The organism is Pseudomonas sp. H1_D05 (genome assembly GCF_054682705.1).
Window position 1 is genome coordinate 2,042,728 of sequence record NZ_CP162825.1, and the last position, 26,192, is coordinate 2,068,919.

At 60.0% G+C, this 26,192-nt stretch carries 23 protein-coding genes; 20 read left to right on the forward strand and 3 right to left on the reverse strand.

Features of this window, described 5'->3' with window-relative positions; all coding sequences use genetic code 11:
* The first annotated feature begins 9 nt into the window (after nt 1–9).
* Genes AB4O11_RS09285 through AB4O11_RS09300 form a run of 4 tightly spaced genes read left to right on the forward strand, consistent with a single transcriptional unit; the run spans nt 10 to nt 3,869 of the window.
* On the forward strand, nt 10–1,527 hold the full coding sequence (locus tag AB4O11_RS09285; protein ID WP_093440267.1) for a TolC family protein: 1,518 nt from the start codon (nt 10–12) through the stop codon (nt 1,525–1,527).
* Nucleotides 1,511–2,116: an adenylyl-sulfate kinase gene (gene cysC, locus AB4O11_RS09290; protein ID WP_116256414.1), complete on the forward strand. Its 606-nt coding sequence runs from the start codon at nt 1,511–1,513 to the stop codon at nt 2,114–2,116. The genes AB4O11_RS09285 and cysC overlap by 17 nt, the downstream gene beginning before the upstream one ends.
* Nucleotides 2,113–2,898 (forward strand): aspartyl/asparaginyl beta-hydroxylase domain-containing protein, encoded by a 786-nt coding sequence (locus AB4O11_RS09295; RefSeq protein WP_320336551.1) that lies wholly within the window; start codon nt 2,113–2,115, stop codon nt 2,896–2,898. The genes cysC and AB4O11_RS09295 overlap by 4 nt, the downstream gene beginning before the upstream one ends.
* Nucleotides 2,886–3,869 carry a sulfotransferase family protein gene (locus tag AB4O11_RS09300; RefSeq protein WP_460130493.1) on the forward strand — a complete coding sequence of 328 codons (984 nt, stop codon included), beginning with the start codon at nt 2,886–2,888 and terminating at the stop codon, nt 3,867–3,869. The genes AB4O11_RS09295 and AB4O11_RS09300 overlap by 13 nt, the downstream gene beginning before the upstream one ends.
* 37 nt (nt 3,870–3,906) lie before the next feature.
* Here the strand turns inward: AB4O11_RS09300 and AB4O11_RS09305 are convergent, their stop codons facing one another.
* Together AB4O11_RS09305 and AB4O11_RS09310 are read right to left on the reverse strand one after the other, a co-directional pair.
* A complete protein-coding gene (locus AB4O11_RS09305) occupies nt 3,907–4,665 on the reverse strand; it encodes a slipin family protein (RefSeq protein ID WP_007917711.1) in 759 nt (252 codons plus the stop codon).
* Nucleotides 4,666–4,667: 2 nt separating this feature from the next.
* A complete protein-coding gene (locus AB4O11_RS09310; protein WP_460130494.1) occupies nt 4,668–5,219 on the reverse strand; it encodes an NfeD family protein in 552 nt (183 codons plus the stop codon).
* A gap of 153 nt (nt 5,220–5,372) precedes the next feature.
* Between AB4O11_RS09310 and AB4O11_RS09315 the strand changes: the two genes are divergently transcribed.
* The 14 genes from AB4O11_RS09315 to pgaD all read left to right on the forward strand — a co-directional run bounded on the left by AB4O11_RS09315 (nt 5,373) and on the right by pgaD (nt 22,093).
* Entirely contained in the window at nt 5,373–5,834 is a 462-nt protein-coding gene (locus AB4O11_RS09315; protein WP_460130495.1) for an aminoacyl-tRNA deacylase, read from the forward strand.
* Between the two features lie 128 nt (nt 5,835–5,962).
* On the forward strand, nt 5,963–6,208 hold the full coding sequence (locus AB4O11_RS09320) for a DUF2789 domain-containing protein (protein ID WP_460130496.1): 246 nt from the start codon (nt 5,963–5,965) through the stop codon (nt 6,206–6,208).
* Nucleotides 6,209–6,308: 100 nt separating this feature from the next.
* Entirely contained in the window at nt 6,309–7,784 is a 1,476-nt protein-coding gene (locus tag AB4O11_RS09325) for a Fic family protein (RefSeq protein ID WP_175559669.1), read from the forward strand.
* A 117-nt stretch (nt 7,785–7,901) separates the two neighbouring features.
* Complete coding sequence (locus tag AB4O11_RS09330) at nt 7,902–8,330, forward strand: MarR family winged helix-turn-helix transcriptional regulator (RefSeq protein WP_093440308.1); 429 nt, start codon at nt 7,902–7,904, stop codon at nt 8,328–8,330.
* Complete coding sequence (locus AB4O11_RS09335) at nt 8,327–10,390, forward strand: FUSC family protein (protein ID WP_460089436.1); 2,064 nt, start codon at nt 8,327–8,329, stop codon at nt 10,388–10,390. Before AB4O11_RS09330 ends, AB4O11_RS09335 begins: the two co-directional genes overlap by 4 nt.
* Nucleotides 10,387–10,596 (forward strand): DUF1656 domain-containing protein, encoded by a 210-nt coding sequence (locus AB4O11_RS09340; protein WP_034151805.1) that lies wholly within the window; start codon nt 10,387–10,389, stop codon nt 10,594–10,596. Before AB4O11_RS09335 ends, AB4O11_RS09340 begins: the two co-directional genes overlap by 4 nt.
* Entirely contained in the window at nt 10,593–11,495 is a 903-nt protein-coding gene (locus AB4O11_RS09345) for an efflux RND transporter periplasmic adaptor subunit (protein ID WP_099757674.1), read from the forward strand. Before AB4O11_RS09340 ends, AB4O11_RS09345 begins: the two co-directional genes overlap by 4 nt.
* Complete coding sequence (locus tag AB4O11_RS09350; protein WP_116256408.1) at nt 11,492–12,934, forward strand: efflux transporter outer membrane subunit; 1,443 nt, start codon at nt 11,492–11,494, stop codon at nt 12,932–12,934. Before AB4O11_RS09345 ends, AB4O11_RS09350 begins: the two co-directional genes overlap by 4 nt.
* 93 nt (nt 12,935–13,027) lie before the next feature.
* A complete protein-coding gene (locus AB4O11_RS09355) occupies nt 13,028–13,663 on the forward strand; it encodes an NADH:ubiquinone oxidoreductase subunit N (RefSeq protein WP_320336036.1) in 636 nt (211 codons plus the stop codon).
* Between the two features lie 303 nt (nt 13,664–13,966).
* Nucleotides 13,967–15,472: a YdgA family protein gene (locus tag AB4O11_RS09360; RefSeq protein WP_320336035.1), complete on the forward strand. Its 1,506-nt coding sequence runs from the start codon at nt 13,967–13,969 to the stop codon at nt 15,470–15,472.
* Between the two features lie 249 nt (nt 15,473–15,721).
* Nucleotides 15,722–18,202 (forward strand): poly-beta-1,6 N-acetyl-D-glucosamine export porin PgaA, encoded by a 2,481-nt coding sequence (gene pgaA / locus AB4O11_RS09365; RefSeq protein WP_460130497.1) that lies wholly within the window; start codon nt 15,722–15,724, stop codon nt 18,200–18,202.
* Nucleotides 18,203–18,214: 12 nt separating this feature from the next.
* A complete protein-coding gene (pgaB, locus tag AB4O11_RS09370) occupies nt 18,215–20,212 on the forward strand; it encodes a poly-beta-1,6-N-acetyl-D-glucosamine N-deacetylase PgaB (RefSeq protein WP_460130498.1) in 1,998 nt (665 codons plus the stop codon).
* A gap of 1 nt (nt 20,213) precedes the next feature.
* Nucleotides 20,214–21,569, forward strand: coding sequence for a poly-beta-1,6-N-acetyl-D-glucosamine synthase (gene pgaC, locus AB4O11_RS09375; RefSeq protein ID WP_093440350.1), 1,356 nt, complete (start codon nt 20,214–20,216; stop codon nt 21,567–21,569).
* Nucleotides 21,566–22,093 carry a poly-beta-1,6-N-acetyl-D-glucosamine biosynthesis protein PgaD gene (gene pgaD / locus AB4O11_RS09380; RefSeq protein WP_460130499.1) on the forward strand — a complete coding sequence of 176 codons (528 nt, stop codon included), beginning with the start codon at nt 21,566–21,568 and terminating at the stop codon, nt 22,091–22,093. Before pgaC ends, pgaD begins: the two co-directional genes overlap by 4 nt.
* Nucleotides 22,094–22,195: 102 nt before the next feature.
* Here the strand turns inward: pgaD and AB4O11_RS09385 are convergent, their stop codons facing one another.
* Entirely contained in the window at nt 22,196–23,725 is a 1,530-nt protein-coding gene (locus AB4O11_RS09385) for an FAD-dependent oxidoreductase (RefSeq protein ID WP_099757679.1), read from the reverse strand.
* A gap of 139 nt (nt 23,726–23,864) precedes the next feature.
* Between AB4O11_RS09385 and AB4O11_RS09390 the strand changes: the two genes are divergently transcribed.
* Nucleotides 23,865–24,425, forward strand: coding sequence for a YbhB/YbcL family Raf kinase inhibitor-like protein (locus tag AB4O11_RS09390; RefSeq protein ID WP_093440364.1), 561 nt, complete (start codon nt 23,865–23,867; stop codon nt 24,423–24,425).
* Nucleotides 24,426–24,512: 87 nt separating this feature from the next.
* Nucleotides 24,513–26,192: a vWA domain-containing protein gene (locus AB4O11_RS09395; protein ID WP_460130500.1), complete on the forward strand. Its 1,680-nt coding sequence runs from the start codon at nt 24,513–24,515 to the stop codon at nt 26,190–26,192.

Sequence of the window (26,192 nt, forward strand, 5' to 3'; positions counted from 1 at the left end):
GATCCAGGGATGAAGAGAAGTCAGAAGTTGTTCGGCGCCAGCCTGCTGGCGCTGGCGATCAGCGGATGTGCAGTGACCAGTGAACCGATTGAGCGCAGCGTCAGTGAACAGCGTGCCAAAAGCGATCTGCAAGGCATGTACAAGGATCAGGAACCGCTGCGCGGTCCGTTGACCCTGCACCAGGCCATGGCCCGCGCCGTGAAGTACAACCTCGAAGGCCGCTTGAAGATCATGGAGGAAGCGCTGGCCAAGCGGCAGCTCGACCTCGCCAGTTTCGACATGCTGCCGCGCATGGCGCTGGATGCCGGCTACGTCGGGCGCAACAATGTCAACGCCTCCAGCAGCCAGAGCGTACGCACCGGCACCCAGTCTCTGGAACCGTCGACCTCGCAGGATCGTGACCGCGAAGTCGCCGACCTGACCATGGTCTGGAACGTCCTCGACTTCGGCGTCAGCTACATCAGCGCCAAGCAGCAGGGCGATCAGCGCCTGATCGTCCAGGAACGGCGCCGCAAGGTGATCAACACCATCGTTCAGGACGTGCGCTCGGCCTATTGGCGGGCGATGGCCGCTGAACGTCTGCTCAAGCAGATCGACAGCCTGATGGCACGAGTGCAGACCGCCCGCGACAACAGTCAGACCCTGAGCGATCAACGCATTGGTGATCCGGTGCAGTCGCTCGGTTACCAGCGCTCGCTGATCGAAGCGACCCGGCAACTGGAAGAACAACGCCGCGCCTTGTCGCTGGCGAAAACCGAACTGGCGACGCTGATCAACTTGCCGCTGGGCACCCCTTTAACTTTGGCCACCGATGACGGTTATCAGATTCCCGAACTCAAGGTCGATCTGGCCAAACTCGAACAGGAAGCCCTGACCAGCCGCCCGGAACTGCGCGAGCAGGATTACCAGACGCGCATCAGCGCCGCTGAAACCCGCAAGGCCATGCTGCGCTTGCTGCCGGGCCTGGAGTTTTCTGCTGGCGGGCATTACGACAGCAACTCCTTCCTTGTCGAGCAGGGCTGGGCCGACTATGGCGTGAAAGTCACCTGGAACCTGTTCAACGTGATCTCCGCTCCGGCGGCGATCAACGTCGCCAAGGCCGGCGAAGAAGTGGCCACTGCGCGGCGACAAGCAATGTCGATAGCGGTGCTCGCGCAACTGTATGTGGCGAATGCCAACTATCAAGAAGCCTTGCGCCAGTTCAAGACCAACCAACAGTTGTCGGACATCGACGGGCAAATCGTTGGCCAGTTACGCAACCGTCATCAGGCTGCCGGGATTGGTGAGCTGGAGTTGATTCAGGGCGAGTTGAACAACCTGCAAGCCGACTTGCGCCGTGATTTGTCGTACGCCGATTTGCGCAATGCCTACGGCCAGATCTTCGCCAGTGCCGGCCTCGATCCGCTGCCGGATCAGGTGCAGTCGACCGAAGTGCAGTCGATCGCTACCGCGCTGGCCAACCGCGAGTCGGCGTGGGCGTCGGGGGATATCTCGGTGCCGGTGGTGGCGCATGCCCCAGCGCAGTGATGTGCTGGCGCCCGTTGCCAGCGTCAGCCGCACGCAACGCGAGGTTCGTAATGGGCATCGCGGTGCAGCGATTCTGTTGACCGGTTTGCCGGCGGCGGGCAAGTCGACACTTGCCCAGGCGCTGCACGCCGAGTTGTTCGGGCGAGGTTTGCAAAGCGTGGTACTGGATGGCGACGGTTTGCGCATCGGGCTCAATCGGGATCTGCGATTCACCGACGCTGATCGCCAGGAAAATATTCGTCGCGCCAGCGAGCTCGCCGCGTTGCTGGTGGAAAACGGGCAAATCGTGATTTTGGCGATGATTGCGCCACTGGTTGAGCTACGTGAGGTGTTCGCGCAACGGTTAGGTGAGGACTATCGCGACGTTTGGTGCAGCGCCTCTCTGGCTGTTTGCGAACAGCGCGACCCGAAAGGACACTACGCACGGGCGCGACGCGGTGACCTCGCTGGATTTACCGGAGTGTCGGCACCGTATGAGCCGCCAACGCAGGCGTCGCTGGTGCTCGACACCGGTGCGCAAACGGTCGAAGCCTGCCTTGATCGATTGCTGACCTGGCTCGGCGAGTGCGCGGTGTTGCCCAGGACATGAGCCGGCCGGCGTTCTCGCGTTTGCCGGTGACGGTGGATTTGCCGCTGTTGCTGCAAGCGCTGGCGGCGATTGCCGACGACGCTTGGCGCAGTCACTTCAACGCCGAGTATTTCTCGGGTGACTGGAGTGGCGTCGCGCTGATTTCGGCAGCCGATGCGTTGACCGAACTGTCGCCCGGTCGCGGTGAGCCGTTGCTACGCGAACCGTGGTTGCGTGATGAGCGCTGGCGCCACGGCTTGCGCAATCTGTCGCTGGATATCGTCAGCGCTCGACTGCTGCGCCTGGGCCCTGGCGCGCGCATTCACGAACATCGCGATTACGATCTGAATGGCCCGGACGCCGATCGCCGTTTGCACATTCCGTTGCTCAGTCCGCCCAATGTCGACTTCTGGCTCGACGGCCAACGCGTGCCGATGGCTGCTGGGGAATGCTGGTTTCTCGATCTCGCCCGTCCGCACCGAGTGGATAACCGCGATACCTCAGCGCGTATTCATCTGGTCATCGATTGCAAACCCGATGCCTGGCTTGAACAGATGATCGTCGAAGGATTGCCCGACACACCAGCGCCGGGTTTGGCCGATACCGACTTGCAGCGCTTTCAGAGGCTGGTGACTGAGGATGGCTCGCTGTCACTGGTCTTGCGCACGCTGCATGACCCTGAGGTGTTTATCGCCCGAACGCTGGAACTCGCGACGGAACGCGGCTTGGTATTTTCTCGCGAAGAACTGCGTACCGCGATGCGCAATGGTCGGCGGCAATGGAACGAACAATGGAGCTGTTGAGTTTCGACGGTTGGCTGCCCATTCGTGTCTGGCCGGTCGACGGGCAGTGGCGGGTCGATTGGTGCTGGTTCGGTGAGACACCGCTGCATCAGCCGTTTTTCCGTGAGGCGGTGGACGATGCACTGCGGCTGCCCTTCAATCAGGCGTTTCGACGGCAGACGCCGCTGTCGGCGCTGACCGAATGGCAAGCGCAAAGCCCCGGCCTCGCACCAAGCGCTTTTATTCTGCACGCCTCGCGCTGTGGCTCGACGTTGATCAGTCAGATGCTCGCGCAACTCGACGATCACATCGTTGTGTCCGAACCGCCACCGCTGGACGCACTGTTGCGCAACGAATTGCCTGCCATCGAACGCCGGGCGGTGATCACTGGATTGCTCTCGGCTTATGGTCAGCGCCGGCGCGGTATTGAACAGCGTTTAGTGATCAAACTCGACGCTTGGAACATCGGTGAATGGCCGCTGCTGCAGGACTGTTTCGCAGATACGCCGTGGCTGTTTCTCTATCGCGATCCTTTGGAAATTGCCGTTTCTCATCTGCGCCGGCCGGGGATGCACATGGTGCCGGGGATGCTCGGTGATTGCGTATTGGAGGATGGTTTGCCGTTTGAAGGACGTGAAGATTTTATCGCGCGGCGTTTGGGACGCTTGCTTGAGGCGGGGTGGCTGCATTGCCGTGATTCCGGCGGTTTGGCGGTGAATTACAGTGAGTTGCCTGATGCGATGGCAGGGCGTTTGGCGCGGTTCTTTCGATTGAATGATGTGCAGCGTCAGCAGGTGTTTGCCGCTGCCGCGCAGCATGCGAAACAGCCTTCGCAAGTGTTTGTTGCCGATGGTGAAGACAAGCTCCGCGAGGCTTCGGCGCTGTTGCAGGAACGTGTGCGCACTTTTGCGCTAGCACCATTTGAAGCCCTGGAAGAATTGCGCGGCATTCAAAAGATCGCAGCCTTCGGCGGCTCCTGCATTGAAATGTGATCCCCTGTAGATGCCGCAGGCTGCGATCTTTTGCTCTTCAGGACTTGCCAGACAAATCCGCCATGCCCTTGAGCAATTCGATCGGCAACGGAAAGACAATCGTCGAACTCTTGTCTCCGGCAATCGAACTCAAGGTCTGCATATAGCGCAACTGCATCGCCCCGGGCTGGCGTCCGAGCATTTCCGCCGCTTGCATGAGTTTTTCCGAGGCCTGCAATTCGCCTTCGGCGTGAATCACTTTCGCGCGCCGCTCGCGTTCGGCTTCTGCCTGTTTGGCGATGGCGCGGACCATCGATTCGTTGAGATCGACATGCTTGATCTCGACGTTGGCGACCTTGATCCCCCAGGCATCGGTCTGCGCATCGAGCACCTGCTGAATGTCGATGTTCAACTGCTCGCGCTCGGCCAGCAGCTCATCCAGTTCATGCTTGCCAAGCACCGCGCGCAGGGTGGTTTGCGCCAGTTGGCTGGTGGCAGAAAGATAATCCTCAACCTGAATAATCGCCTTCTGCGGATCGAGCACGCGGAAATACAGCACGGCGTTGACCTTGACCGAGACGTTGTCGCGGGTGATCACGTCCTGCGGCGGCACGTCGAGGACGACCGTGCGCAGGTCGACCCTGACCATTTGCTGGACCACCGGGATCAGCAGGATCAAACCGGGGCCTTTGACCTGCCAAAAACGGCCGAGCTGAAACACCACGCCCCGTTCGTATTCGCGCAGGATGCGAAACGTCGAGCCGGCCAGGGCAATGACCAGTAACAGCAGCGCAACAAAGCCGATTTGCAGACCCATGATCACTCTCCGAGCGGTGCCGCGTCAGTCGCGGCCACTTGCAGCAACAATCCCTTGCGCGCCACCACGCGCACCGGTTGCCCGGTGTGCAGCGGTGTGGCACTGAGCACTTGCCAGCGTTCACCTTGCAGTTGCACCCAGCCGTTACGGGCATCGCCCGGTTGCACCGTGGTGATCGCGGTCACACTGCCGAGCAGGCCGGCGTCGCCACTGACGGCATGGCGCGGGCGGGTTTTCAGGGCGCGAATCAGCAGCGCGAGCAACAGCAGCGCGCTGATCAGACCGAGGCCGATCATCATCGGCACCGGCAATTCGGCGTTGCTCAGAATCAGCGCGCCGATGACGAACATGATGATTCCGGCCAAGCCGATCACCCCGTAATTGGGCAGCGCCGCTTCGGCGATCAGAAACACGATGCCCAAGGTAATCAGCCACAAACCGGCCGGACTCATGGCCGGTAACTGGCTGTCGGCAGCCAGGGCTGATCCGCTGATCAGCAGGAGCAAGGCAAACGCACAACATCGGCTGTTCACGTGACCCTCCGCGAGCGTCATGTCTGGTTCTTACAGTCTAGTTGAGGGTTGTCCTGTATGAATTTTGATCAATATGCAGATATGTCCGGTGAGCGGATTTCCCTGCGCCAGACACCCGCCGAACTAGACTCAAAGACACGGCAATCACCGTTCAGCGCAACACCGAGGTGCATCATGCGTATGGCAAGAAAGGTGCAGAGCAGCCTGAACCGGGCGCACTGCGAATACGATATCGTCGCCCATCGACACTCGTCCAGCAGCCTGGAAACCGCACGGGTCGCAGGGGTACCCGCCGAGCGCGTGGCCAAATCGATCATCCTTGACGACCACCACGGGCATTACCTGATGGCCGTATTGCCGGCCAGTCGTCACCTGGACCTGAGCAAGGTACGCACCAGCGGCGAATGGCAACTGACTCGCGAAAGCAATCTGGCGCACATCTTTGACGACTGTGAACGCGGCGCGGTGCCGCCGCTGGGTGATTCCTACGGGCTGGACATGGTTATCGACCCGTTGCTGACGCGGCAGAAGGATATTTATCTGGAGGCGGGCAACCACAACTACCTGCTGCACATGAGCATGCCCGAATTTCTGAAAATGGTGCCGCATGCCGAGGTGCGGGAGTTGTGTGATTAGGATTTGTGGCGCCGGCACTGACGCCTTCGCGAGCAGGTTCGCTCCCGCAGGTTGATCGCATTCCCCTGTGGGAGCGAGCCTGCTCGCGAATAATCTTCCAAACACCCCATTCATCAAGGAATTGCTCAATGGAAAGCCCAACGCACAGCTTGCCATCCCTGTTCAAACAACTCGGCCTTCCCGACGATCCGATCAACATCGACAAATTCATCGCCACCCATTCCCCGCTCGAACCTGAGCTGCATTTGGCTGATGCGTTTTTCTGGACGAAGAGCCAAGCGGATTTTTTGCGTGACGAGATTCTGGATGACGCCGACTGGGCGGAGGTCGTGGATCAGTTGGATGTGTTGTTGCGTAAGGGCAGGAGTGTGTAAAAAAAATTGTAGGAAAAGGCTGAAATGTAAAAAAAACATGCGCGATGTAAAAAAACTGGGCTTTAATCGTCGCAGTGAATTTTTTATGTGGACGATGACGATGCCAACTGTTGGTTATGCCCACCTGCGTGATGCGCTGAAGCTTAATGCATTTGCCCCCAAGCGTATTGCGATGATCAAACCGGTTACCCGGATTACCTTGATCGGTGAGTGTCTAGCGGTTCCAAACGGCGTCGCGCCGGCACAGGGTTCGACACTTGAGCACATCTTGTTTGCTCTGAAGCATGAGGGAATAAACCTGTGCATTCTTGCTCAGGCGCTTGAAACCGTTGAAGCGGACGAGTTGCTAGGTGAGTTGAGCCGATCACCTAACGGGGTATTTATCCGCAAGGCCTGTTTTCTTTGGGAAAGTTTCACGGGCAAACAGCTGGAATATTCCGTACCGGTTCGGGGCAACGTTGTCGCTTTGTTTGATCCCAAGCGTTATGTCACCGGGCCTGCAATTCGAAATAGTCGTTGGCGGGTAGATTTTAACGGGTTGGGGTCAATGCGTTACTGCGCCACAGTCGAGCGTACGACGGAGCTGCAGGCGCTGCTTGATCTGGACATCCTTGGTCGAGCCCAGGCTTTTATGGCGACGTTGCCGCCGGAAATGATGGATCGGGCAATCAATTGGGCCTATCTGCATGAGACCCGCGATTCTTTCGCCATTGAGAAAGAAGAGCCCAACGAAGAAAAGTCGCGCCGTTTTGTTCGGCTTCTGCGCCAAGCCCATGAGCGAACAGAGTTGAGCGAAGACTATTTGGTCGAGTTGCAGAACAGTACGGTTTCCAATCCTTTCGATAAAGCTGTGCTTTTCCGTCATGAACAGAACCATTTACACAACGGCTTGAGAGGCGCAGCTGGCGTCAGCTATGTCCCGCCTCCACCGCAATTGTGCAGGGAGTTGATGGACGAGTTGATGAGTTTTGCCAATCACTCAGCCAAGCAGGTTGATCCGTTGATAGCTGCAGCGGTTGTGGCTTTCGGGTTTGTCTTTCTTCACCCGTTCATGGATGGCAATGGTCGACTTTCACGTTTCCTGATTCACCAGACGCTTTGCCACTCTGACGCTCTAAAAAATGGTTTGTTGTTACCGGTTTCCGTAGCGATGAAACACGAAGAGTCTGGCTATCTCGAAGCGTTAAAGGAGTTCTCGAAACCAGCAAGAGAGTTCTGGAATGTCACTTGGCTGGACGCTGATCAGATGGCTTTCGATTTTATTGGGCACGACTCAATCTATCGATTCTGGGACGGGACTCAATGTGCAGAATTTACCTTGCAGATGGCCTTGCGAGCATTGGAAGTGGAGCTGCGCGAGGAGACCGAGTTTCTTGAAAAATACGACTACGTCATCAAAGAGGTGAATGGGCGTTTTGACGTACGGGGGAGCGACCTCTCGAAACTGGTAATGATGTGTCTGGATAACGGTAACAAAGTTTCAAAGCATCGACGTAAGCAGTTCCAGTTCAGCGTGCCGGAGGAGGTTTTCGATTTCATTGAGCAGATAGCGGGTGATTTCGATTCGGTAGGCTAACCCTGAACAGGCAATTTGTTTCAAAACTTGACTGAAATTCCCCTCCAATGCGATATTGATAGTTAGCAAACTAACAGTGTGCATTTCCTCGTGCCGAACGAACTCGACGCTCTCCAGATGAACATCAGCAGTGCCATGGTGGTGGCCGCCAGGCATTGGCGGAAGATCTGCCAGACCACGCTGGTCAACTACGGAATCTCCGAAGCCTGCGCCGTGCCGCTGTTGATGATCGGCCGCTTGGGCGAGGGCGTGCGCCAGGTGCGGGTGGCGCAGGCCGCCGGGATGGAGAGTCCGTCGCTGGTGCGTCTGCTCGATCAGTTGTGCCATTCCGGCTACGTCTGCCGCACCGAAGATGCCCAGGATCGCCGGGCCAAATGCCTGAGCCTGACCGACACCGGTCGTGAACTGGTGCAAGCGGTGGAGATCGAACTGGTGCGCTTGCGTCACGAGGTGCTCGAAGGCATCGAGCAAAGCGATCTGGAAGCTACGCTTCGGGTACTCAGAGCTTTTGAGGCGGCCAGTCCGCCTTTGGTGGTCAATTCTTGAACGGTTTTTTCTCCGGCATTCCGCCGGCCCGTGACTGGTTCTACGGGGTCCGTACGTTTGCAGCGTCGATGATCGCGCTGTACATCGCCTTGCTCATGCAAATGCCGCGTCCATATTGGGCGATGGCCACGGTGTATATCGTCTCCAGCCCGTTTCTCGGGCCGACCAGTTCCAAGGCCTTGTACCGCGCCATCGGGACTTTTCTCGGTGCCGCGGCGGCGGTTTTTTTCGTGCCGATGTTCGTGCAGAGTCCGTTTGTGCTGGTGGTGGTCATCGCGCTGTGGACGGGTATTTTGCTGTTCCTGTCCCTGCAACTGCGCACGGCCAACAACTATGCATTGATGCTCGCCGGTTACACCCTGCCGCTGATTGCCTTGCCGGTGGTGGATAACCCGCTGGCGGTGTGGGACGTAGCAGAGGCGCGCACCGAAGAGATTTTCCTCGGCATCGCCGTTGCCGCCGTGGTCGGCGCGATGTTCTGGCCGCGTCGTCTGGCCCCGGTGTTCAACGATGCCGTGAGCAAGTGGTTCACCGACGCAACGACCTACAGCCTGAAATTCCTCAGCCGCGACGTGCAGCCCGAAGAAGTCACTGCGTTGCGCATGGCCATGGTTGCCAACTTCAACAGCCTCGAATTAATGATTGGCCAGTTGCCTCACGAAGGTGCGCGACCGCAAACCGTGCGCAACACCAAAGAATTGCGCGGGCGGATGATTCATCTATTACCGGTGATTGATGCGCTGGAAGATTCGCTCTACGCCCTCGAACGGCGCACGCCGGAACTGGTGGAAAAATTCGCACCGCTGCTTACCGCGACCCGTGAATGGCTCGGTCACCCGGACGCCGATCTCGACCGTTGGCAAACGCTGAAAGATCAGCTCGAAGCCCTGCAGCCGAGCGTCGAGGCGCTTGAGGATCGTAGGCAATTGCTGTTCTCAAATTCGATTTATCGTCTCGGCGAATTCATCGATCTGTGGCAAGACTGCCGCAGTCTGCAGGACGCGATTCTTTGCGAACGCCAGGACAGCTGGCGCGCGGTGTATCGCCACTGGCGACTGGGTCGACTGACACCGTTTATTGATCGTGGACTGATGCTCTACTCGGTGGCCTCGACCGTTCTGGCGATCATCACCGCCTCGGTGCTGTGGATTCTGCTCGGCTGGCCGGACGGCGGCAGCGCGGTGATTCTCGCCGCGGTGGCCTGTAGCTTTTTCGCCTCGATGGACGACCCGGCACCGCAGATTTACCGGTTCTTTTTCTGGACCGGGATGTCGGTGCTGTTCGCCAGCCTTTATCTGTTTCTGATTCTGCCCAACCTGCATGACTTCCCGATGCTGGTGCTGGCGTTTTCCATCCCGTTCATCTGCGTCGGTACGTTGACGGTACAGCCGCGGTTCTTCCTCGGCATGCTGCTGACGCTGGTTAACACCTCGTCGTTCATCAGCATTCAGGGCGCTTACGATGCGGATTTTTTCGCCTTCGTGAACTCCAACCTCGCTGGACCGATCGGCCTGCTTTTCGCTTTCATCTGGACGCTGGTCGCACGCCCGTTCGGCGCCGAACTGGCAGCCAAACGCCTGACCCGTTTCAGCTGGAAAGACATCGTCCACATGACCGAGCCGGCCAACCTTGCCGAACATCGCAAATTGGGCGTGCAGTTGCTCGATCGACTGATGCAGCACCTGCCGCGTCTGGCCCTCACCGGCCAAGACACCGGCATCGCCATGCGCGAAGTCCGCGTCGGCCTGAACCTGCTCGATTTACTCGCCTATACCCCACGGGTGACGGGCGCGCCGAACGCGCTGTTGCAGCAAGTAGTCAGTGAAGTCGGCGAGTATTTCCGCGCTTGTCTCAAGGCTGGCGAACGCTTGCCGGCGCCAGCGCCATTGTTGATGACCCTCGATCGCACTCGTCGCGCACTCAATGGCCAGGGCGACGATGAAACCCGTCTGAACCTGTTGCATGCCTTGAGCGGTTTGCGTCTGGCGTTGTTGCCCGGCGTCGAATTCGTCGCCAGTGCCGACTCCGAAGAACCGCTGCCCGATGGAGCGCCCCTATGATCGGTGATCTGGACATCAGCGGCATTTTCCTGCCGACCCTGCTGGTGTTGATGGGCATTACTTATGTGCTGTTTTTGTTGGTGCATGGCGTACTTCAGCGCGTGCACTTTTACCGTCTGGTCTGGCACCGGGCATTGTTCAACGTGGCTCTCTACGCGGTACTGCTGTACGGCGTGGACTCACTCAGTCGATACCTGATGACATGAAAAAACCGTTTTTGACCATCGGTCGCGTGGTACTGACCCTGCTGATCGTGACTTTTGCCGTTGTCCTCGTCTGGCGCATGGTGATGTATTACATGTTCGCGCCGTGGACCCGTGACGGCCACATTCGCGCCGACATCATCCAGATCGCCCCGGACGTTTCCGGGTTGATCCAGCAGGTTGAAGTGAAAGACAACCAGTTGATCAAGCGTGGCCAGGTGCTGTTCAGCATCGACCAGGATCGCTTCAAACTGGCCCTGCGTCAGGCCAAGGCGGCCGTCGCTGATCGCGAAGAAACCCTCGCTCAAGCCCAGCGCGAGGCCAAGCGTAACCGTGGCCTCGGTAACCTGGTGCCGGCCGAGCAACTGGAAGAAAGCCAGTCGAAGGTCGCCCGCGCGCAATCGGCACTGGCCGAAGCCATGGTCACCGTGGACAGCGCTCAGCTCAACCTCGACCGCTCAGTGATCCGCAGCCCGGTGGACGGCTACGTCAACGACCGTGCGCCGCGTCCGCAGGAATTCGTTACCGCCGGGCGTCCGGTGTTGTCGGTGGTCGACAGCAATTCGTTTCACATCGACGGCTATTTCGAAGAGACCAAACTCGACGGCATTCATGTTGGCCAGTCGGTGGATATTCGTGTGATCGGCGACCGCGCCAAACTGCGCGGGCATGTTGAAAGCATCGTCGCCGGTATCGAAGACCGCGACCGTACCAGCGGCAGCAATCTGTTGCCGAACGTCAACCCGGCGTTCAGCTGGGTGCGGCTGGCGCAGCGGATTCCGGTGCGGATTGCCTTTGATGACGTGCCGGCAGATTTCCGCATGATCGCCGGACGCACTGCCACCGTTTCGATCATCGACGATCAGCCACGCGACGAGCGGAAACAGGAGCCTGCGCAATGAGCAGGGCGCTGATGATCGCCGGGTTGGGCGTGATGCTCTCGGCCTGTCAGATGGTCGGGCCGGATTATCACGTGCCTGAGGATGCAGCGGTGCAGCGCAAGGATTTTCAGGGCGAACTGGCGGTGGCCGGCAAACCGGTAGTTTCGGCGCCGGTGCCGGCGGATTGGTGGCGTCTTTATAAGGATGCGCGGCTGGATCAACTGGTGCAGCAGGCCATGGCTTCCAATACCGATCTGCGCGTAGCGGCGGCGAACCTGCAGCGGGCTCGAGCTCAGGTCGATGAGGCCGAAGCAGCGGGCGGCTGGAGCGCAGGTGTGAAGATGGGTGCGCAGCGTTTGCAAGAGTCTGGTCAGGCATTCTTGCTGCCGGAAAAAGTCCCGGTCGATAACGTCGGCGACATCGGCATCAGCGCTTCTTATCAGTTCGATCTGTGGGGCACTTTGCAACGCGGCATCGAAGGCGCAAAGGCCAATGCCGACGCGACCCAGGCAGCGGCAGACACGGCGCGGATCACCTTGGTGGCAGACGTCGTGCGTGCTTACACCCAAGTCTGCGCGGCCAACGAAGAACGGGAAATTGCCCAGCACTCCCTCGACCTGCAATCGCAAGGCACCACGCTGATTCAACGTCTGCGCGATGCCGGCCGTGGCGACGAAACTCAGGTGACTCGCTCGCAAACCCAATTCAAATCCCTGCGCGCCGAACTGCCGCGCTATGAAGCGGCCCGTCAAGCTGGGTTGTACCGTCTGTCGATGCTGCTGGCCAAACCGGTCGATCAATTGCCGGCCGGCACCGCCACCTGCGCCGAACTGCCGAAAATCGCCCAACTGGTGCCGGTCGGCGATGGCGCTGCGCTGCTCAAACGTCGCCCGGACATTCGTCAGGCCGAACGTCGTCTGGCCGCTTCGACCGCCGGCATCGGCGTCGCCACTGGCGAGTTGTATCCGGACATCAGTATCGGCGCGACCATCGGCACTGTTGGTCTCATCGATGACTTGGGTGATCCGTCGACCAACCGCTGGGGTTTCGGCCCATCGCTGAGCTGGAAAGTGCCGACCAACGGCGCTCGTGCGCGAATCCGCGAGGCAGAAGCGGCGACCCAAGGCGCACTGGCGCACTTTGACGGCGTGGTGCTCAACGCCATTCGCGAAACCCAGACCGGTCTGGCTCAGTACAGCGCCTTGCTGCAACGCCGCGATGCGCTGGCCGATGCCGAGCAGTCAGCGAAACTGGCCGCCGACCAGACCCACCGCTTCTTCCAGGCCGGCCGCGAGTCGTTCCTCGCCGACCTGCAAGCAACGCGCACCTACACCGATGTCACCGCGCAACTGGCCGCCGCCAACACCCAGGTTGCGATGAGCCAGATCGATTTGTTCCTCGCCTTGGGCGGCGGTTGGGAAAGCGGACGAACGCACGCTGCAAGCCCCAGCAAACCCTGAGGCCGTTGCTATGCTTTGAAGTGTTGGAAGGGTGCCCCGAGCAAGGCGCCCTTTCAGCGCACATTGCTAGCGCTGGTCTAGGGGAAACCAATAATGAAAAACCCTTACGCTCTCGGCTTCTGGTGCGCCCTCGCAGCGCTGGTGCTGCTCTCGGCCACCTATTTCTACGGCATCATGCTGGCCCATCAGATCGACAAGGCCATGGTTTTCCTCGACAGCGCCGTCGCGCTGATTGCGGTCATGGCCATCGTCGTGGTCGCCTGGGCGTCGGTTCAGGTGCAGCGCGTGAAGAAGCGGCAGCTTGAACAGGGCAAGACCCTGGTGCTGATCTGGGACACCAAAGTCGCCCTGCGCCGGGTCGAAACCGTGTTCGACCGGTATTTCTGGGGCAGTTACTGGCAACCGGGGCGGACATTCGCCGAAGTCATGGGCGAACTCACCGGCACGCCGTTGGAAAAGAGCCTCGAAGCGCTGAAAAAGCAGTGTCTTGAACTAGACAAGCAGATCGATGACGAGGGCTGGCATTGGTTGAACAACGCCCGCGAATTGTCCGATGTCGCCACGGCCATGGCCCGCGAGCGCTATCAACTGGATTTCTGTGATCCGCGCGCCGACGGGCCGGGTGGGGCGGTGATCGATCGGGACTTCGAAGTGCTGGTGTATACGTGGACCGCGCGGCTGAAAAGCTTTGATCATCAACTGGATGAGATTGAGGTTCAGTATTCCTGATTCTCTGCTGAATCATCTGGCCCCTTCGCGAGCAAGCTCGCTCCCACAGTGGATTTGTGTTGAGCACAGATCCACTGTGGGAGCGAGCTTGCTCGCGAAGGCGGACTGAAAAACAGCGAAACTCTCACTGCCCGCCCACTGTCCACTCTCCCCAAAGACACTCTTTAACCTTTAAACATTGGGCCGTCTTGCGCGCCCGGTGCTAATCTCCACCGCTGAATTCAGCGCAGTCGAGCCGCGACCCGGTCACGGGTTCAGGGAAGACGACCACACTCACAGCCACGGAAATCGATCAGGTCATTCATGAATAAATCAGCAGGCGTGCTTCTCGGAATTGTTGTTGCCATCGGCGCGATCAGCGCGGGCGGGGCCTGGTACACCGGGACCAAGATCGAAGGTGTGTTGAACAACGCCGTCAGCAATGCCAACAAAGAGCTGCAAACCGCGATGGCCGGCTCCAACGGCACCGCATCGCTGGAGCTGGTGTCGCTGGAACGCCACACTTTCACCAGTACCGCGCACTATCGCCTCAAGGGTGAAGGCGAGATGTTTGGCGACAAGCCGGTCGAACTGTTGTTTGTCGACCACATCGAACACGGTCCGCTGCCGTTCTCGCGTCTGGTTTCGCTGAAATGGCTGCCGGTCATGGCCACCAGCAACTACGAACTGGAAAAGAATCCGGCCACCGAGAAATGGTTCGCCGCCACCAAGGGCGCCGCGCCGCTCAAAGGCGTAACCAGCATCGGCTACGACGAGTCCACCACCAGCACTCTCGACCTGCTGCCGTTCGAAACTGCGCTGGATGAGCAATCGAGTCTGAAATTTTCCGGCCTGACCATGAACATCTCCGCTAACGCCAAAGCGCAGAAGGTCAAGGCAGACGGTTACATGGACAACCTGAAGCTGGTCACCGTGGCTGAAGATCAGGCGCCGGTGCAGGTCGAACTCAACGGTCTGACCCTGGCCAGCAACCTCGCCAAAAGCAGCTACGGCTACTACACCGGGGAAAACACCCTGGAGCTGACCAACAGCAAAACCACCTTCGGCACCAAGCAATCGGTGCTCGGTGTGAAGAACTTCGAAATGAAGAACCTCACCGAAGAAAACGGCAGCAATGCCTCGGGTCGTGCTGATTACAAGATTGGCGAAGTCAGCATCAACGACAAGAAAGTCGGTTCGGCGAACATGGCCATGAGCCTGAAAAACCTCGACATCCCGTCGACCATGTCGCTGATGCAGATCTACCAGACCAAATTGCAGCCGTATGAAAAAGCCGCGGCCGAGGCTGCAGCCCAGGGCTTGCCAGCGCCGGAGCTGAACCTCACCGAAGCTGAAAACGCCCAGGTCAAAGCCGACCTGCAGAAATTGCTGGCCGCCGGCCCACAGATTGCGCTGGAAAACCTCTCGTTCAACACCGCCAACGGCGAGAGCAAGGCCAATCTGGTGATCGACCTGACCAAGCCGCAATCGATGGATTTGCCGCCGGATCAACTGGGCAAACAACTGATTGCGTTGCTTGATCTGAATATCCAGGTGTCCAAGCCGATGCTGGTCGATCTGCTTAGCGTACAGGCGCAACTGGATGGTCAGACCGATGCCAAAGCCATCGTCGATCAGTCCAAGGAAGCGGCTGACATGTTCGCCGGCATGGCGGTCGGTTCGCAGTTGGCCGTCGTCGACGGCACCAACGTCGTGACCAAGCTGCACTACGCCGCCAATCAGGTCGAATTCAACGGCCAGAAGATGACCGTTGAGCAGTTCGTCGGCTTCCTGATGAGCAAGTTCGCAGGCGTCACGCAAGTGCAGTAATTCTGCGTTCTTAATAGCAGCGCCCGGCCTCTGTATCGCACAGACGCCGGGCGTTTTGCTGTCTGGCGTTCGGGTTTCGGCTGAACCGCCAGCACGATTCTGAACAATTATTGTGTTCTGGATGTTGCTCTACGCTTGCGTGCAAAACTGCCTGACTAAGCTTGGCCGTTGCATGTGCATTGGCGGCCACCGTTACGAATGGGCAAGGAGGGCATTGCGACCCGGCTGGCCATGTAAGGATGCTGACGAATGCCGCGTATTGATGTTCCTGTATTACATCGTGGTTTACGCCCTTTGTTCCGAGTCGCGCTGTGCAGCCAGTTGCTCTGGCCGGCGCTGGCGTTTGCCGACACACCCTACGATCAGATGGTGCGCGACGCTCGCGCCGGGCAGTACACGCCGACGCTGACGGTTTTGCGTCAGGTGCCACCCGGTCAGTCGACGACCGGGCAGATCAGCGATCACCTGCAAATCGCCAGTTGGGCCGGCCTCGATGCCGAGGTGGTGCAGGTTTATGAAACCCAGGGCCGCGACCGCGTCCTGCCGGTTCAGGCGCTGACCGCCACCGCCCGTGCCTATCGCAACCTCAAGCGCTGGGACCAGGCGACTCAGGTCTACAACAAGGCCCTGGCGCTGGAGCCGGATAACGCCGATCTGCAACTGGGCCTGGCCCTGACCCAGGCTGACGCCGGTAAACCCGACGAAGCGGTGACCCGCGCCAAAGCGCTGGTGGCGGCCAAGCCCGATGATCCGTCGCGCCGTCTCGCCTTGGGCTATGCCCTGACCCGTGACAACAAACCTTACGATGCCCTGTTCGAATACGATCAGGCCTTCAAGCGCGCCGGCAGCAAGCCGGAAGTCGCTCGCGAATACGTGGTTGCTCTGCAAAAGGCGCGTTTGCCGGAACCGGCGCTGCGTCTGGCCAATCAGCGTCCGGGGTTGATCGATCCGGTCACGTTGCGTCGCCTCGAAGGTGATCTGGCCGCCGAGCGCGTGCGTCTCGCCGAACTCGCCACCCGCAGCGAAAAAGAACGCTACGTCATCGCCGACCGTGCGCTGGTCGATTACGACAAACTGCTCGCCACCTGGACACCTGACGCCACAGCTCACGACGACGTCATTCGCTGGCGCATCGACCGCATGGGCGCACTCAAGGCCAGGGTACGCACGGCCGACGTCATCACTGAGTACCAGAAGCTGCAAGCCGAAGGCGTGAAGATTCCGACTTATGCCCTGCGCTGGGTAGCGGCGTCGTATCTGGATCAACGTGAACCGGAAATCGCCGCGGACTTGTATCGCCAGGTGCTGTCGGCGCCGGACGCTGATGTCGGTGATCGCCTCGAAGACACCACCGCGCTGTATTACGCATTGCTGGAAAGCGACCGTGCCGATGAAGCGCGCAAAGTCGCCGAGGACGCTGCCAAGTCCCAGCGTCCGCGTGTCGAACTCAAAGGTTTGCCCATCGGCAATCCCAACCATGAATGGATGGACGCCCAGCAGTTGGCCGCGCAGGCCGGGACCTATGGTTCCGACTTGCCCCACAGCGAAGAACGCTTGCAGACGCTGGTCGATCAGGCCCCCGGCAATGTCGGCCTGCGTCTGGCCCAGGCTGACCTGTATCTGGCGCGGCAATGGCCGCGCCGTGCGGAAATCCAGCTCAAGGAAACCGAGAGCATGGTGCCGCGCGGCATGGGCCTGGAAGTCGCGCAGGCGCGCACGGCGATGACGCTGCAGGAATGGCGGCAGATGGATGCGCTGACCGATGACGTGGTCGCGCGTTTCCCTGATAACCGTCAGGTCCAGCGTGCAGCGCGCGAGCGCGAAGTGCATGACATGTCCGAACTGCGCGTTGAAGCCTACGGCGGCAAGGCCAATGGCGGCGGCAGTGGCGATGCCGGAGCCGTCAGTGGCAGCCGCGATTTTGGTATCCAGACCACCCTGTACAGCCCGCCGATCGATGAAGACTGGCGCGTGTTCGCCGGGGCCGGGTATGCCACCGGCGACTTCGCCGAAGGCACCGGGCACCACCGCTTTCAGCGTGTCGGCCTGGAGCGCCGCACTCGTGACATGACCCTTGAAGCCGAGGTGTCCAATCACGATTACGGTTTCGGCGACAAACAGGGCGCGCGTCTGGCGATCGCCCGCGACTTCAATGACCACTGGCAGTACGGCGGCAGCCTCGAATACCTGTCGGCCGAGACGCCATTGCGCGCGCTCAACAGTGACATCAAGGCCAATGGCGGCAGCGGTTTCATTCGCTGGCGTGCCAACGAAAGCCGCGAGTGGCGCCTGTCGGTAAGCCCGTCGCACTTCAGCGACGGCAACAACCGCGTTGAAGCCTTGCTCACCGGCCGCGAGGGCGTCTACAGCGCGCCGAACGTGCAGGTCGACGCCGGTCTGGAAGTCGGTACCAGCCACAACTCCAAGTCCGATGACGTGCCGTACTTCAACCCCAAATCCGACTTCAGCGTGATGCCGCTGGTCAACGTCAATCACGTGCTCTACCACCGCTACGAAACCTCCTGGAGCCAACAATTCCAGGCCGGTGCAGGCACGTACAGCCAGCGTGAGCACGGCACCGGCGGCATGGCCCTGCTCGGTTACGGCCAGCGTTATGCCTGGAACGACGTGTTCGAGGTGGGCGGTTTGTTCAGTGTGATCAACCGGCCTTACGACGGTGATCGGGAGACCGATCTGCGTCTGCTCGTCGACCTCACTTTCCGCTTCTAGAAGAGTTTGAAGATGCCTTTGATTTCGCGTTTCATCCTTCTGCTGGGAGCGCTGCTGGTCAGCGCCTGCGCCCAGCAAGCTCCGGCCTTTGCGCCGCCGTCCGAGCGTCCGCTGGCGGCCAGCGAAAAACCGTGGCCGAAAAATCACGTGCTCGGCATCGCCTATCACGATGTTGAAGACCGCGATCCCGATCAGGCCGTGGTGGCGGTGCGCACCGAGCGTATGATCGAGCAGCTCGCGTGGCTGCGCGAGAACGGCTACAAACCGGTGACGGTCGACCAGATCATGGCCGCGCGCAAGGGCGGCCCGGAGCTGCCGGCGAAAGCGATCCTGCTCAGCTTCGACGACGGCTATTCGAGCTTTTACACCCGCGTGCTGCCGGTGCTGCGTGCCTACAACTGGCACGCCTTGCTGGCCCCGGTCGGCGTCTGGATCGACACGCCGCTCAATCAACCGGTGGATTTTGCCGGTGCGCCGCGTGCGCGTTCCGACTTCCTGACCTGGGAACAGGTGCGCGAAATCTCGCAATCCGGCCTGGTGGAAATTGCCGCGCACACCGACGCCAACCACAAAGGGATCCTGGCCAACCCGCAGGGCAACCTGCAGCCTGCTGCTGCGACCCGGCGCTATGACCCGGTGACCAAACGTTATGAGTCCGAGGCCGATTTCCAGGCACGGATTCGCATCGACGTGAACAACATTTCGGAAAAAATCCGCAAGGTCACCGGCAAGAAACCACGCGTCTGGGTCTGGCCGTATGGTGCGGCGGATGGCACATCGCTGACCGTGGTCGGCGAGGAGGGCTACGAAATGGCCCTGACGCTGGACGACGGTCTCGACGCCCTCGACAACCTGATGAGCAGCCCGCGCTTCCTGGTTTCCTCCGATCCCGACGGCGAGGTTTTCTCCAATAGCATCGTCGACGTGCAGTCGGATTTCGTCATGCGTGTGGTGCACGTTGATCTGGACAACGTCTACGACCCGGATCCGGCACAACAGGACATCAACCTCGGCAAACTGGTGCAGCGCATGGCCGACATGGGCGCCAACACGGTGTTCCTGCAAGCCTTTGCCGATCCGCAGGGCGATGGTCTGGTGCACTCGCTGTACTTTCCCAACCGTCACTTGCCGGTACGTGCGGATATTTTCGACCGCGTGGCCCGGCAACTGCGTACTCGCGCCAATGTGAAGGTGTTTGCGTGGATGCCGGTGCTGAGTTTCGGCCTTGATGCGAAGCTGCCGCGTGTCACGCGCTGGGATCCGAAAACCGGCACCACCGCAATCGATCCGGATCAGTACCAACGCCTGTCACCGTTCGATCCGGAGGTGCGGCGGATCATCGGCGAAATCTACGAGGACGTGGCGCGGCTGACCTCGGTCGACGGCATCCTCTATCACGACGATGCGATTCTGTCGGACTTCGAGGACGCCGGCCCCGAAGCGTTGAAAGCCTACGTCGCCCACGGTTTGCCAGGTTCAATTGCCGCCCTGCGCGATGATCCGGCGGCCCTGCAGCGATGGACGCGGTTCAAGAGCCGCTACCTGATCGACTTCACCAACGAGCTGACCGCTAAAGTCCGCGCCATTCGGGGCCCGCAGGTGCTGACCGCACGTAATATTTTCGCCGAGCCGATGCTCAATCCCGGCAGCGAAGCCTGGTACGCACAGAACCTCGACGATTTCCTGCAGACCTATGACTGGACCGCGCCGATGGCCATGCCGCTCATGGAAAAACAGACCCAGGCCGAGTCCGGCCCGTGGCTGGAAACCCTGGTGCAAACCGTCAGCGAGCGCCCCGGAGCCCTGAACCGCACGGTGTTCGAATTGCAGGCCCGCGACTGGACGAAAAAGGATCAGGCCGACATCGACGGCGCACATCTGGCGGACTGGATGGGCCGTCTCAAGCGTCAGGGCGCGACCAGTTTCGGTTACTACCCGGACAACTTCCTCGACAACCTGCCGGACCTGAAAACCGTAAGGCCTGCACTCTCCAACAAATGGAATCCATAACATGCTGGATAGACTGTTAGCCCTGCTTGTTCTGGCGCTCGTCCTCGGCGTGCCGCTGGGGCTGATCTTCCTGGTCACCGGGCAGTTCCTGATGGACTTCGTGTTCTTCTACCCGCTGTTCATGTCCGGGTTGTGGATTGCCGGCGGCCTGTACTTCTGGCTGCACTGGGAACGCCACTGGCCGTGGCAGGACGACACCCTGCCACCGCCACTGGAAGGCGAGCCGCTGATCTCGATCCTGATCCCTTGCTACAACGAAGGCGACAATGCCGCCGATACGATCCACGCGGCGCTGGCCCAGCATTATCCGAACATCGAAGTTATCGCGATCAACGACGGCTCGAAGGACAACACCGCGCAAGTGCTGGATGCGCTGGCCAAGGAAGATCCGCGCCTGCGCGTGCTGCACCTGGCGGAAAACCAGGGCAAAGCCGTCGCCTTGCGCATGGGCGCTATCGCAGCGCGCAGTGAGTATCTGGTATGCATCGACGGTGATGCGCTGCTGGCGCCGAACACCGCAGCCTATCTGGTCGCACCGATGCTGGATAACGCACGCCTTGGCGCGGTGACCGGTAACCCGCGGATCCGAACGCGCTCGACGCTGGTCGGGCGGGTGCAGGTCGGTGAGTTCTCATCCATCATCGGCTTGATCAAGCGCACGCAACGGGTATTCGGGCGGATTTTTACCGTCTCCGGGGTGATCGTCGCGTTCCGCCGTACCGCGTTGAACCGCGTCGGTTACTGGAGCCCGGACATGATCACCGAAGACATCGATATCAGCTGGAAGCTGCAACTCGACCACTGGAGCATCTTCTACGAGCCGCGCGCGCTGTGCTGGATCCTCATGCCGGAAACCCTCGGCGGTCTGTGGAAGCAACGACTGCGCTGGGCGCAGGGCGGTGCCGAAGTGCTGTTCAAAAACATTCGTGGTATCTGGCAGTACCGTCACCGTTACCTGTGGCCGCTGCTGTTCGAATACTGCCTGTCGACCGGTTGGGCGTTCACCTTCTTGTTGTCGGTAATCTTCTGGGGCGTCGGCAAGTTTGTGGTCATGCCCGAGGCAATCGCAGTGGATCACCTGATGCCACCGGCATTTACCGGTTTGTTGCTGGCGTTCGTCTGTCTGGTGCAGTTCGCGGTAAGCATCGTCATCGATCGGCGCTATGAGCCGGGATTGGGCCGCACGATGTTCTGGGTGGTCTGGTATCCGTTGGTGTTCTGGCTTATCAGCCTGCTGACCACGTTGGTCAGCTTCCCCAAAGTGCTGTTCGGTCAACATCAGAAACGTGCGCGTTGGGTCAGTCCTGATCGGGGCATCAAACCGATCGGCGACGACGAAGAGGAGGTCATCAAATGAAAATCATCCGGACCCGCCAGCGGCCCTTTCTGGTCGTGATCGACGTGATCCTTACGGTCATTGCCTGGGTTGGCCTGCTGTTTCTGCTGATCCGTGGCTTGTGGCCGCTTATTGAAACTCACGCGGGCGGGCCGCTGCTTGATAAATCGGCGTTCGACGCGCTGGGCACCTTGCAGATTTATCTGTGGATTGCCTTGGTCAACGCGGTGATTCTGATTTCCTGGGCGCGCTATCAGCAGCGCAAAAGCCGCAGCTTCGCCCAGCGCCGCTTGCCATCGCCGGTGATTGACGATGAAGGGCTGAGCAAGAGTTTCAAACTCTGCGATGAGCGCTTTCAGAAACTGCGCACGCCTGGGGTGATGACCATTCATAACGATCAGGAGGGTGACATCAGCCATGTGGTGACACATTTCTGGCCGGTTCATCCGCAGGAATTGCCACCGCCGCTGGCACCACTGGAGCATCCGCGGGTGATCTTTCTGCATGCTGAAGATGACGATAATCGCGAACCCCTTCCCCGTTAATTAATCGTTCCCACGCTCCGCGTGGAAATGCCTCTAGGGACGCTCTGCGTCCAGTGACGCGGAGCGTCACGGGCTGCATTCCCACGCAGAGCGTGGGAACGATCAAGCGTAATCGCGGATCAATGTCCAGGCCTCTTCCATTGCCAGCGGTTGCTTCATCCGTTCGGCCAACAGCGCCATTGCACGTTCTTTTTCGCAGGCGACTGCAGCGACCAGCACACCGTTTCTGCCGAACAGACCGATAAAGGGCGGATTTTCGGGTTCGCCGAGAAACTCCACTTCATCCCAGTGTTCGGCGTGGCCGAGGTAGTCGTAATTCTTGCCGAAGTGCCAGGTCCAGAAAAACGGCACGTCGAGGTAATGTTCTTCGCCACCGAGCATATTGGCCGCGGCGATGCGTGCGTGTTGCTGGGCCAGGCGCCAGTGTTCGATACGCTGCAACTGGCCGTTCAGCGGGAAGGTGGCGATGTCGCCGATCGCCCACAGGCCGTCCGTAACGCGCATGCCGTCATCGACGCGCAGTGACTGATCTTTTTCCCTCGGCAGTGACGCGAAGGCCTCGGTGGCCGGGTGCACGCCGACCCCGGCCAGCACCAGATCCGCCGAAAGACGCAGGCCATTGTCCAGCAATACGGCCTCGACTTTGCCTTCGCCGATGATCTCGGTGGCTGCGTGTTCGGTGATGAACTTCACCCCGTTCTGTTCGTGCAGCGCGCGAATCGCTTTGCCCACGGCTTCACCGAATTGCGCAGCGAAGGGAATCGCGTGGCGAGCCAGCACCGTGACATCGAGACCATACTGGCGCAGGGCCGACGCACATTCGAGGGCGATGAAGCTGTCGCCGATGATTACCGCACGTTGCTCCTCTCTGGCAGCGTGCATGATCCGTTCTGCCTGAGCTTTTGAGCGCAGCACGAATACCTGCGGAAGATCTGCGCCGGGTAAATCCAGCGGATTGGGCTCGCCGCCAGTGGCGAGCACCGCCGCGTCATAACTCAGCGTCTGGCCGTCGATAAGGTGCAGGGTTTTGTTCGGAGCGTCGATTGCGCTAATTTCGCCTTGTTGGCGTTCAATGCGCTGGTCTTTATAGAAATCATCCTCACGCAGCGGCGGTATTTCTTGCGGGGGCATCTCCCCGGCAAGGACAAATTTGCTCAGCACCGTACGGTCGTAACCCGCCCCCGGCTCGTGATCGATCATCACGATCCGGCCACCGAAACCCTTTTCCCGCAACGCCGCCGCGCACGCTGTACCTGCCGCGCCGGCACCGACAATCACGAAAGTGCGCGAATCGTCCGCCGGCGGCGTATGCGGGTCGGGCAACGGCTGATCATCGACCCAAACCTCGTCGCCACGCAGCTCCAGCGGATAGCGCTTGAGGCTGTCGAGCGCCGGGGGCTCGCACAACGCACCATCCTCGGCGCGAAACGCAGCCTTGTGCCAAGGGCAAATCAGCCGTCCGTGACACAACGCACCGTCAGCCAGCGGTGCGCCGGCATGTGGGCATTCGCCCTGATAGGCACGTAATTGCCCACCGGCGCGCAGCAGCACGATCTTGCACGCGCCGATTTCAACTTGCAGGCCACGGTCTTCTGGGACATCGGCGATACGGGCGACACGGTGCACTGGCATGATCGGCTTCCTCACGGGCATTTCTCTTGTGAGTTTGCGCGGTAGTGCGAGGTTCAGCCATTTGCTACTGCCACGGCGCGAACGGTACAGCTATAGTTTGCAAGCCGACGACGGCCCAACTGCACAAGGTGCTCCCGGAATGACCCGATTGACCTCTCTCAACCCATGGCTGGCGGCTCTCGCCGTCACCCTTTGCGTGCAGTTTCCGGCGCAGGCCCAGGAGCGTTTCACCCTGAACATCCCGGGTGTTTCCGATAACCGCCTGTTTACCTCGGCCGCGGCCAGCGATGCACCCGGTTGCGGCGGCAAGAACCAGTCGCCAGCGCTGAGCTGGAACGCTGGACCTGTCGGCACCCAGAGCTACGCGATTGTCATGCACGACCCGGATGGCCAGAAAGGCCTGGGCGTCGATCACTGGATTCATTACGGCATCAAAGCCACCACGCACCAGATTGCAGCGGGCGTCGGTGCCAAATCCGCGCTCGAAGGTCTCGGCGGCACCAACAGCAAGGGCAACACCCATTACATGGGACCGTGCCCGCCAGTTGGCGACAGTGCGCACCACTACATCATCCAGATCTACGCGCTGGATCTGGCCCCGGACGCCTTGCCGGCCGGTCTGACCCGCGCCGAGCTGATGGAAAAAATCAAAGGCCATGTGCTGCGCAACAGCAGTGCGGTGCGCCGTTATCACCGCTGAAAATATTTTTAGCGGCGTTTAACCCGAACTGAAAGGGCTGCCCGTCTCAGGAGATGAATGATCAAATTCATCCCGAGGTCAGCCCCCATGTCTCATTCTCTTTTGCGTCCTGTTGCGGTTGGTGTGCTGCTGGCGCTCGCCGGTTGCGGTGCTTCGTCCACACCCGATTCTGCTGCTGTGCCAGCGCCGGCGCAGCCTGAGGTGCTGGTTCATCAGGAAGCCGTGATGGCTGACAGCTCAATGGCCAAACGCGCGCTGTACAGGATGCCCAATGCGGGCAGCGCGCCGATGCCGTTGAGTGAAAGTTATCCACAGAGCTATCGCGACGAGCAGCGCGAGCAGTATCAGACGTTGGCCGATAACCCGATCCACAGCGTCGCCGAGGCACCGGTTTCGACTTTCAGCGCAGACGTCGATACGGGCGCTTATGCCAACGTCCGCCGCTTGCTCAATCAGGGCCGACTGCCGCCGGAAGGCGCGGTGAGGCTGGAGGAAATGGTCAATTACTTCCCCTACGACTACGCGCTGCCCAGTGATGGCTCGCCCTTCGGCGTGACCACCGAACTGGCCGCTTCACCGTGGAACCCGCACACGCGCTTGCTGCGCATCGGCATCAAGGCCTCCGACCGCGCCGTGGCGGAACTGGCCCCGGCCAATCTGGTATTTCTGGTCGACGTGTCCGGCTCGATGGATCGCCGCGAAGGCCTGCCGATGGTCAAAAGCACGCTGAAATTGCTGGTCGATCAGTTACGCGATCAGGATCGCGTTTCGTTAGTGGTGTATGCCGGCGAATCGAGAGTGGTACTGGAGCCGACCTCCGGACGCGAGAAAGCGAAAATTCGTACAGCCATCGTGCAATTGACCGCCGGTGGCTCGACCGCTGGCGCCTCGGGTATCGAACTGGCCTACCAAATGGCGCAGCAGGCCTTCATCCCCAAAGGCATCAACCGCATCCTCCTGGCCACTGATGGTGACTTCAATGTCGGCGTCAGCGACTTCGACAGCCTCAAACAAATGGCTGTGGATAAACGCAGAACCGGGATTTCGCTGACGACCCTGGGTTTCGGTGTGGATAACTACAATGAGCACTTGATGGAACAACTGGCCGACGCAGGCGACGGTAACTACGCCTACATCGACAATCTGCGCGAGGCACGCAAAGTATTGGTGGATCAGTTGAGCTCGACCCTCGCCGTGGTGGCGCAAAACGTCAAATTGCAGGTGGAATTCAACCCGGCGCAGGTCAGCGAATATCGCCTGCTCGGCTACGAGAACCGTGCGTTGAAGCGTGAGGATTTCAGCAATGACAAAGTCGATGCCGGCGAAATCGGCGCAGGACACACGGTGACCGCGTTGTACGAAATTGTTCCGGCGGGCGAGCAGGGCTGGCTGGAGCCGCTGCGTTACGGCAAATCCGACGCTGTTGTTTCGGCAAAGAGCGGAGAATTAGCAATGCTGCGTGTGCGTTATCAGCGTGCCGAAGGTGGGAAAAGTCTGCTGATCGAACGGCCCATCGCCAATCAGGTTGCAACTGCCAGCGAGGATCTGCGTTTTGCCGCCGCCGTGGCCGCGTTCTCCCAGCAGCTCAAAGACGGCCGTTATACCGGCGACTTCAGCTTGAAGGACACCGAGGCATTGGCCCGTGGCGCTCGCGGCGATGATCGCTTCGGTCTGCGCAACGAGTTCGTGCAACTGGTCGAACTGGCGCAGAGCTTGCGCAGCTCAACCGCATCGAACGCGTTGGCCACTGAACAACGGATCGAATAA

What these genes read in the sequence shown, in the direction of transcription:
- AB4O11_RS09285 (WP_093440267.1), top strand. Translation starts at nt 10, where the DNA reads ATGAAGAGAAGTCAGAAGTTGTTCGGCGCCAGCCTGCTGGCGCTGGCG.
- cysC (WP_116256414.1), top strand. Translation starts at nt 1,511, where the DNA reads ATGCCCCAGCGCAGTGATGTGCTGGCGCCCGTTGCCAGCGTCAGCCGC.
- AB4O11_RS09295 (WP_320336551.1), top strand. Translation starts at nt 2,113, where the DNA reads ATGAGCCGGCCGGCGTTCTCGCGTTTGCCGGTGACGGTGGATTTGCCG.
- AB4O11_RS09300 (WP_460130493.1), top strand. Translation starts at nt 2,886, where the DNA reads ATGGAGCTGTTGAGTTTCGACGGTTGGCTGCCCATTCGTGTCTGGCCG.
- AB4O11_RS09305 (WP_007917711.1), bottom strand. Translation starts at nt 4,665, where the DNA reads ATGGGTCTGCAAATCGGCTTTGTTGCGCTGCTGTTACTGGTCATTGCC.
- AB4O11_RS09310 (WP_460130494.1), bottom strand. Translation starts at nt 5,219, where the DNA reads ATGACGCTCGCGGAGGGTCACGTGAACAGCCGATGTTGTGCGTTTGCC.
- AB4O11_RS09315 (WP_460130495.1), top strand. Translation starts at nt 5,373, where the DNA reads ATGCGTATGGCAAGAAAGGTGCAGAGCAGCCTGAACCGGGCGCACTGC.
- AB4O11_RS09320 (WP_460130496.1), top strand. Translation starts at nt 5,963, where the DNA reads ATGGAAAGCCCAACGCACAGCTTGCCATCCCTGTTCAAACAACTCGGC.
- AB4O11_RS09325 (WP_175559669.1), top strand. Translation starts at nt 6,309, where the DNA reads ATGCCAACTGTTGGTTATGCCCACCTGCGTGATGCGCTGAAGCTTAAT.
- AB4O11_RS09330 (WP_093440308.1), top strand. Translation starts at nt 7,902, where the DNA reads ATGAACATCAGCAGTGCCATGGTGGTGGCCGCCAGGCATTGGCGGAAG.
- AB4O11_RS09340 (WP_034151805.1), top strand. Translation starts at nt 10,387, where the DNA reads ATGATCGGTGATCTGGACATCAGCGGCATTTTCCTGCCGACCCTGCTG.
- AB4O11_RS09345 (WP_099757674.1), top strand. Translation starts at nt 10,593, where the DNA reads ATGAAAAAACCGTTTTTGACCATCGGTCGCGTGGTACTGACCCTGCTG.
- AB4O11_RS09350 (WP_116256408.1), top strand. Translation starts at nt 11,492, where the DNA reads ATGAGCAGGGCGCTGATGATCGCCGGGTTGGGCGTGATGCTCTCGGCC.
- AB4O11_RS09355 (WP_320336036.1), top strand. Translation starts at nt 13,028, where the DNA reads ATGAAAAACCCTTACGCTCTCGGCTTCTGGTGCGCCCTCGCAGCGCTG.
- AB4O11_RS09360 (WP_320336035.1), top strand. Translation starts at nt 13,967, where the DNA reads ATGAATAAATCAGCAGGCGTGCTTCTCGGAATTGTTGTTGCCATCGGC.
- pgaA (WP_460130497.1), top strand. Translation starts at nt 15,722, where the DNA reads ATGCCGCGTATTGATGTTCCTGTATTACATCGTGGTTTACGCCCTTTG.
- pgaB (WP_460130498.1), top strand. Translation starts at nt 18,215, where the DNA reads ATGCCTTTGATTTCGCGTTTCATCCTTCTGCTGGGAGCGCTGCTGGTC.
- pgaC (WP_093440350.1), top strand. Translation starts at nt 20,214, where the DNA reads ATGCTGGATAGACTGTTAGCCCTGCTTGTTCTGGCGCTCGTCCTCGGC.
- pgaD (WP_460130499.1), top strand. Translation starts at nt 21,566, where the DNA reads ATGAAAATCATCCGGACCCGCCAGCGGCCCTTTCTGGTCGTGATCGAC.
- AB4O11_RS09385 (WP_099757679.1), bottom strand. Translation starts at nt 23,725, where the DNA reads ATGCCAGTGCACCGTGTCGCCCGTATCGCCGATGTCCCAGAAGACCGT.
- AB4O11_RS09390 (WP_093440364.1), top strand. Translation starts at nt 23,865, where the DNA reads ATGACCCGATTGACCTCTCTCAACCCATGGCTGGCGGCTCTCGCCGTC.
- AB4O11_RS09395 (WP_460130500.1), top strand. Translation starts at nt 24,513, where the DNA reads ATGTCTCATTCTCTTTTGCGTCCTGTTGCGGTTGGTGTGCTGCTGGCG.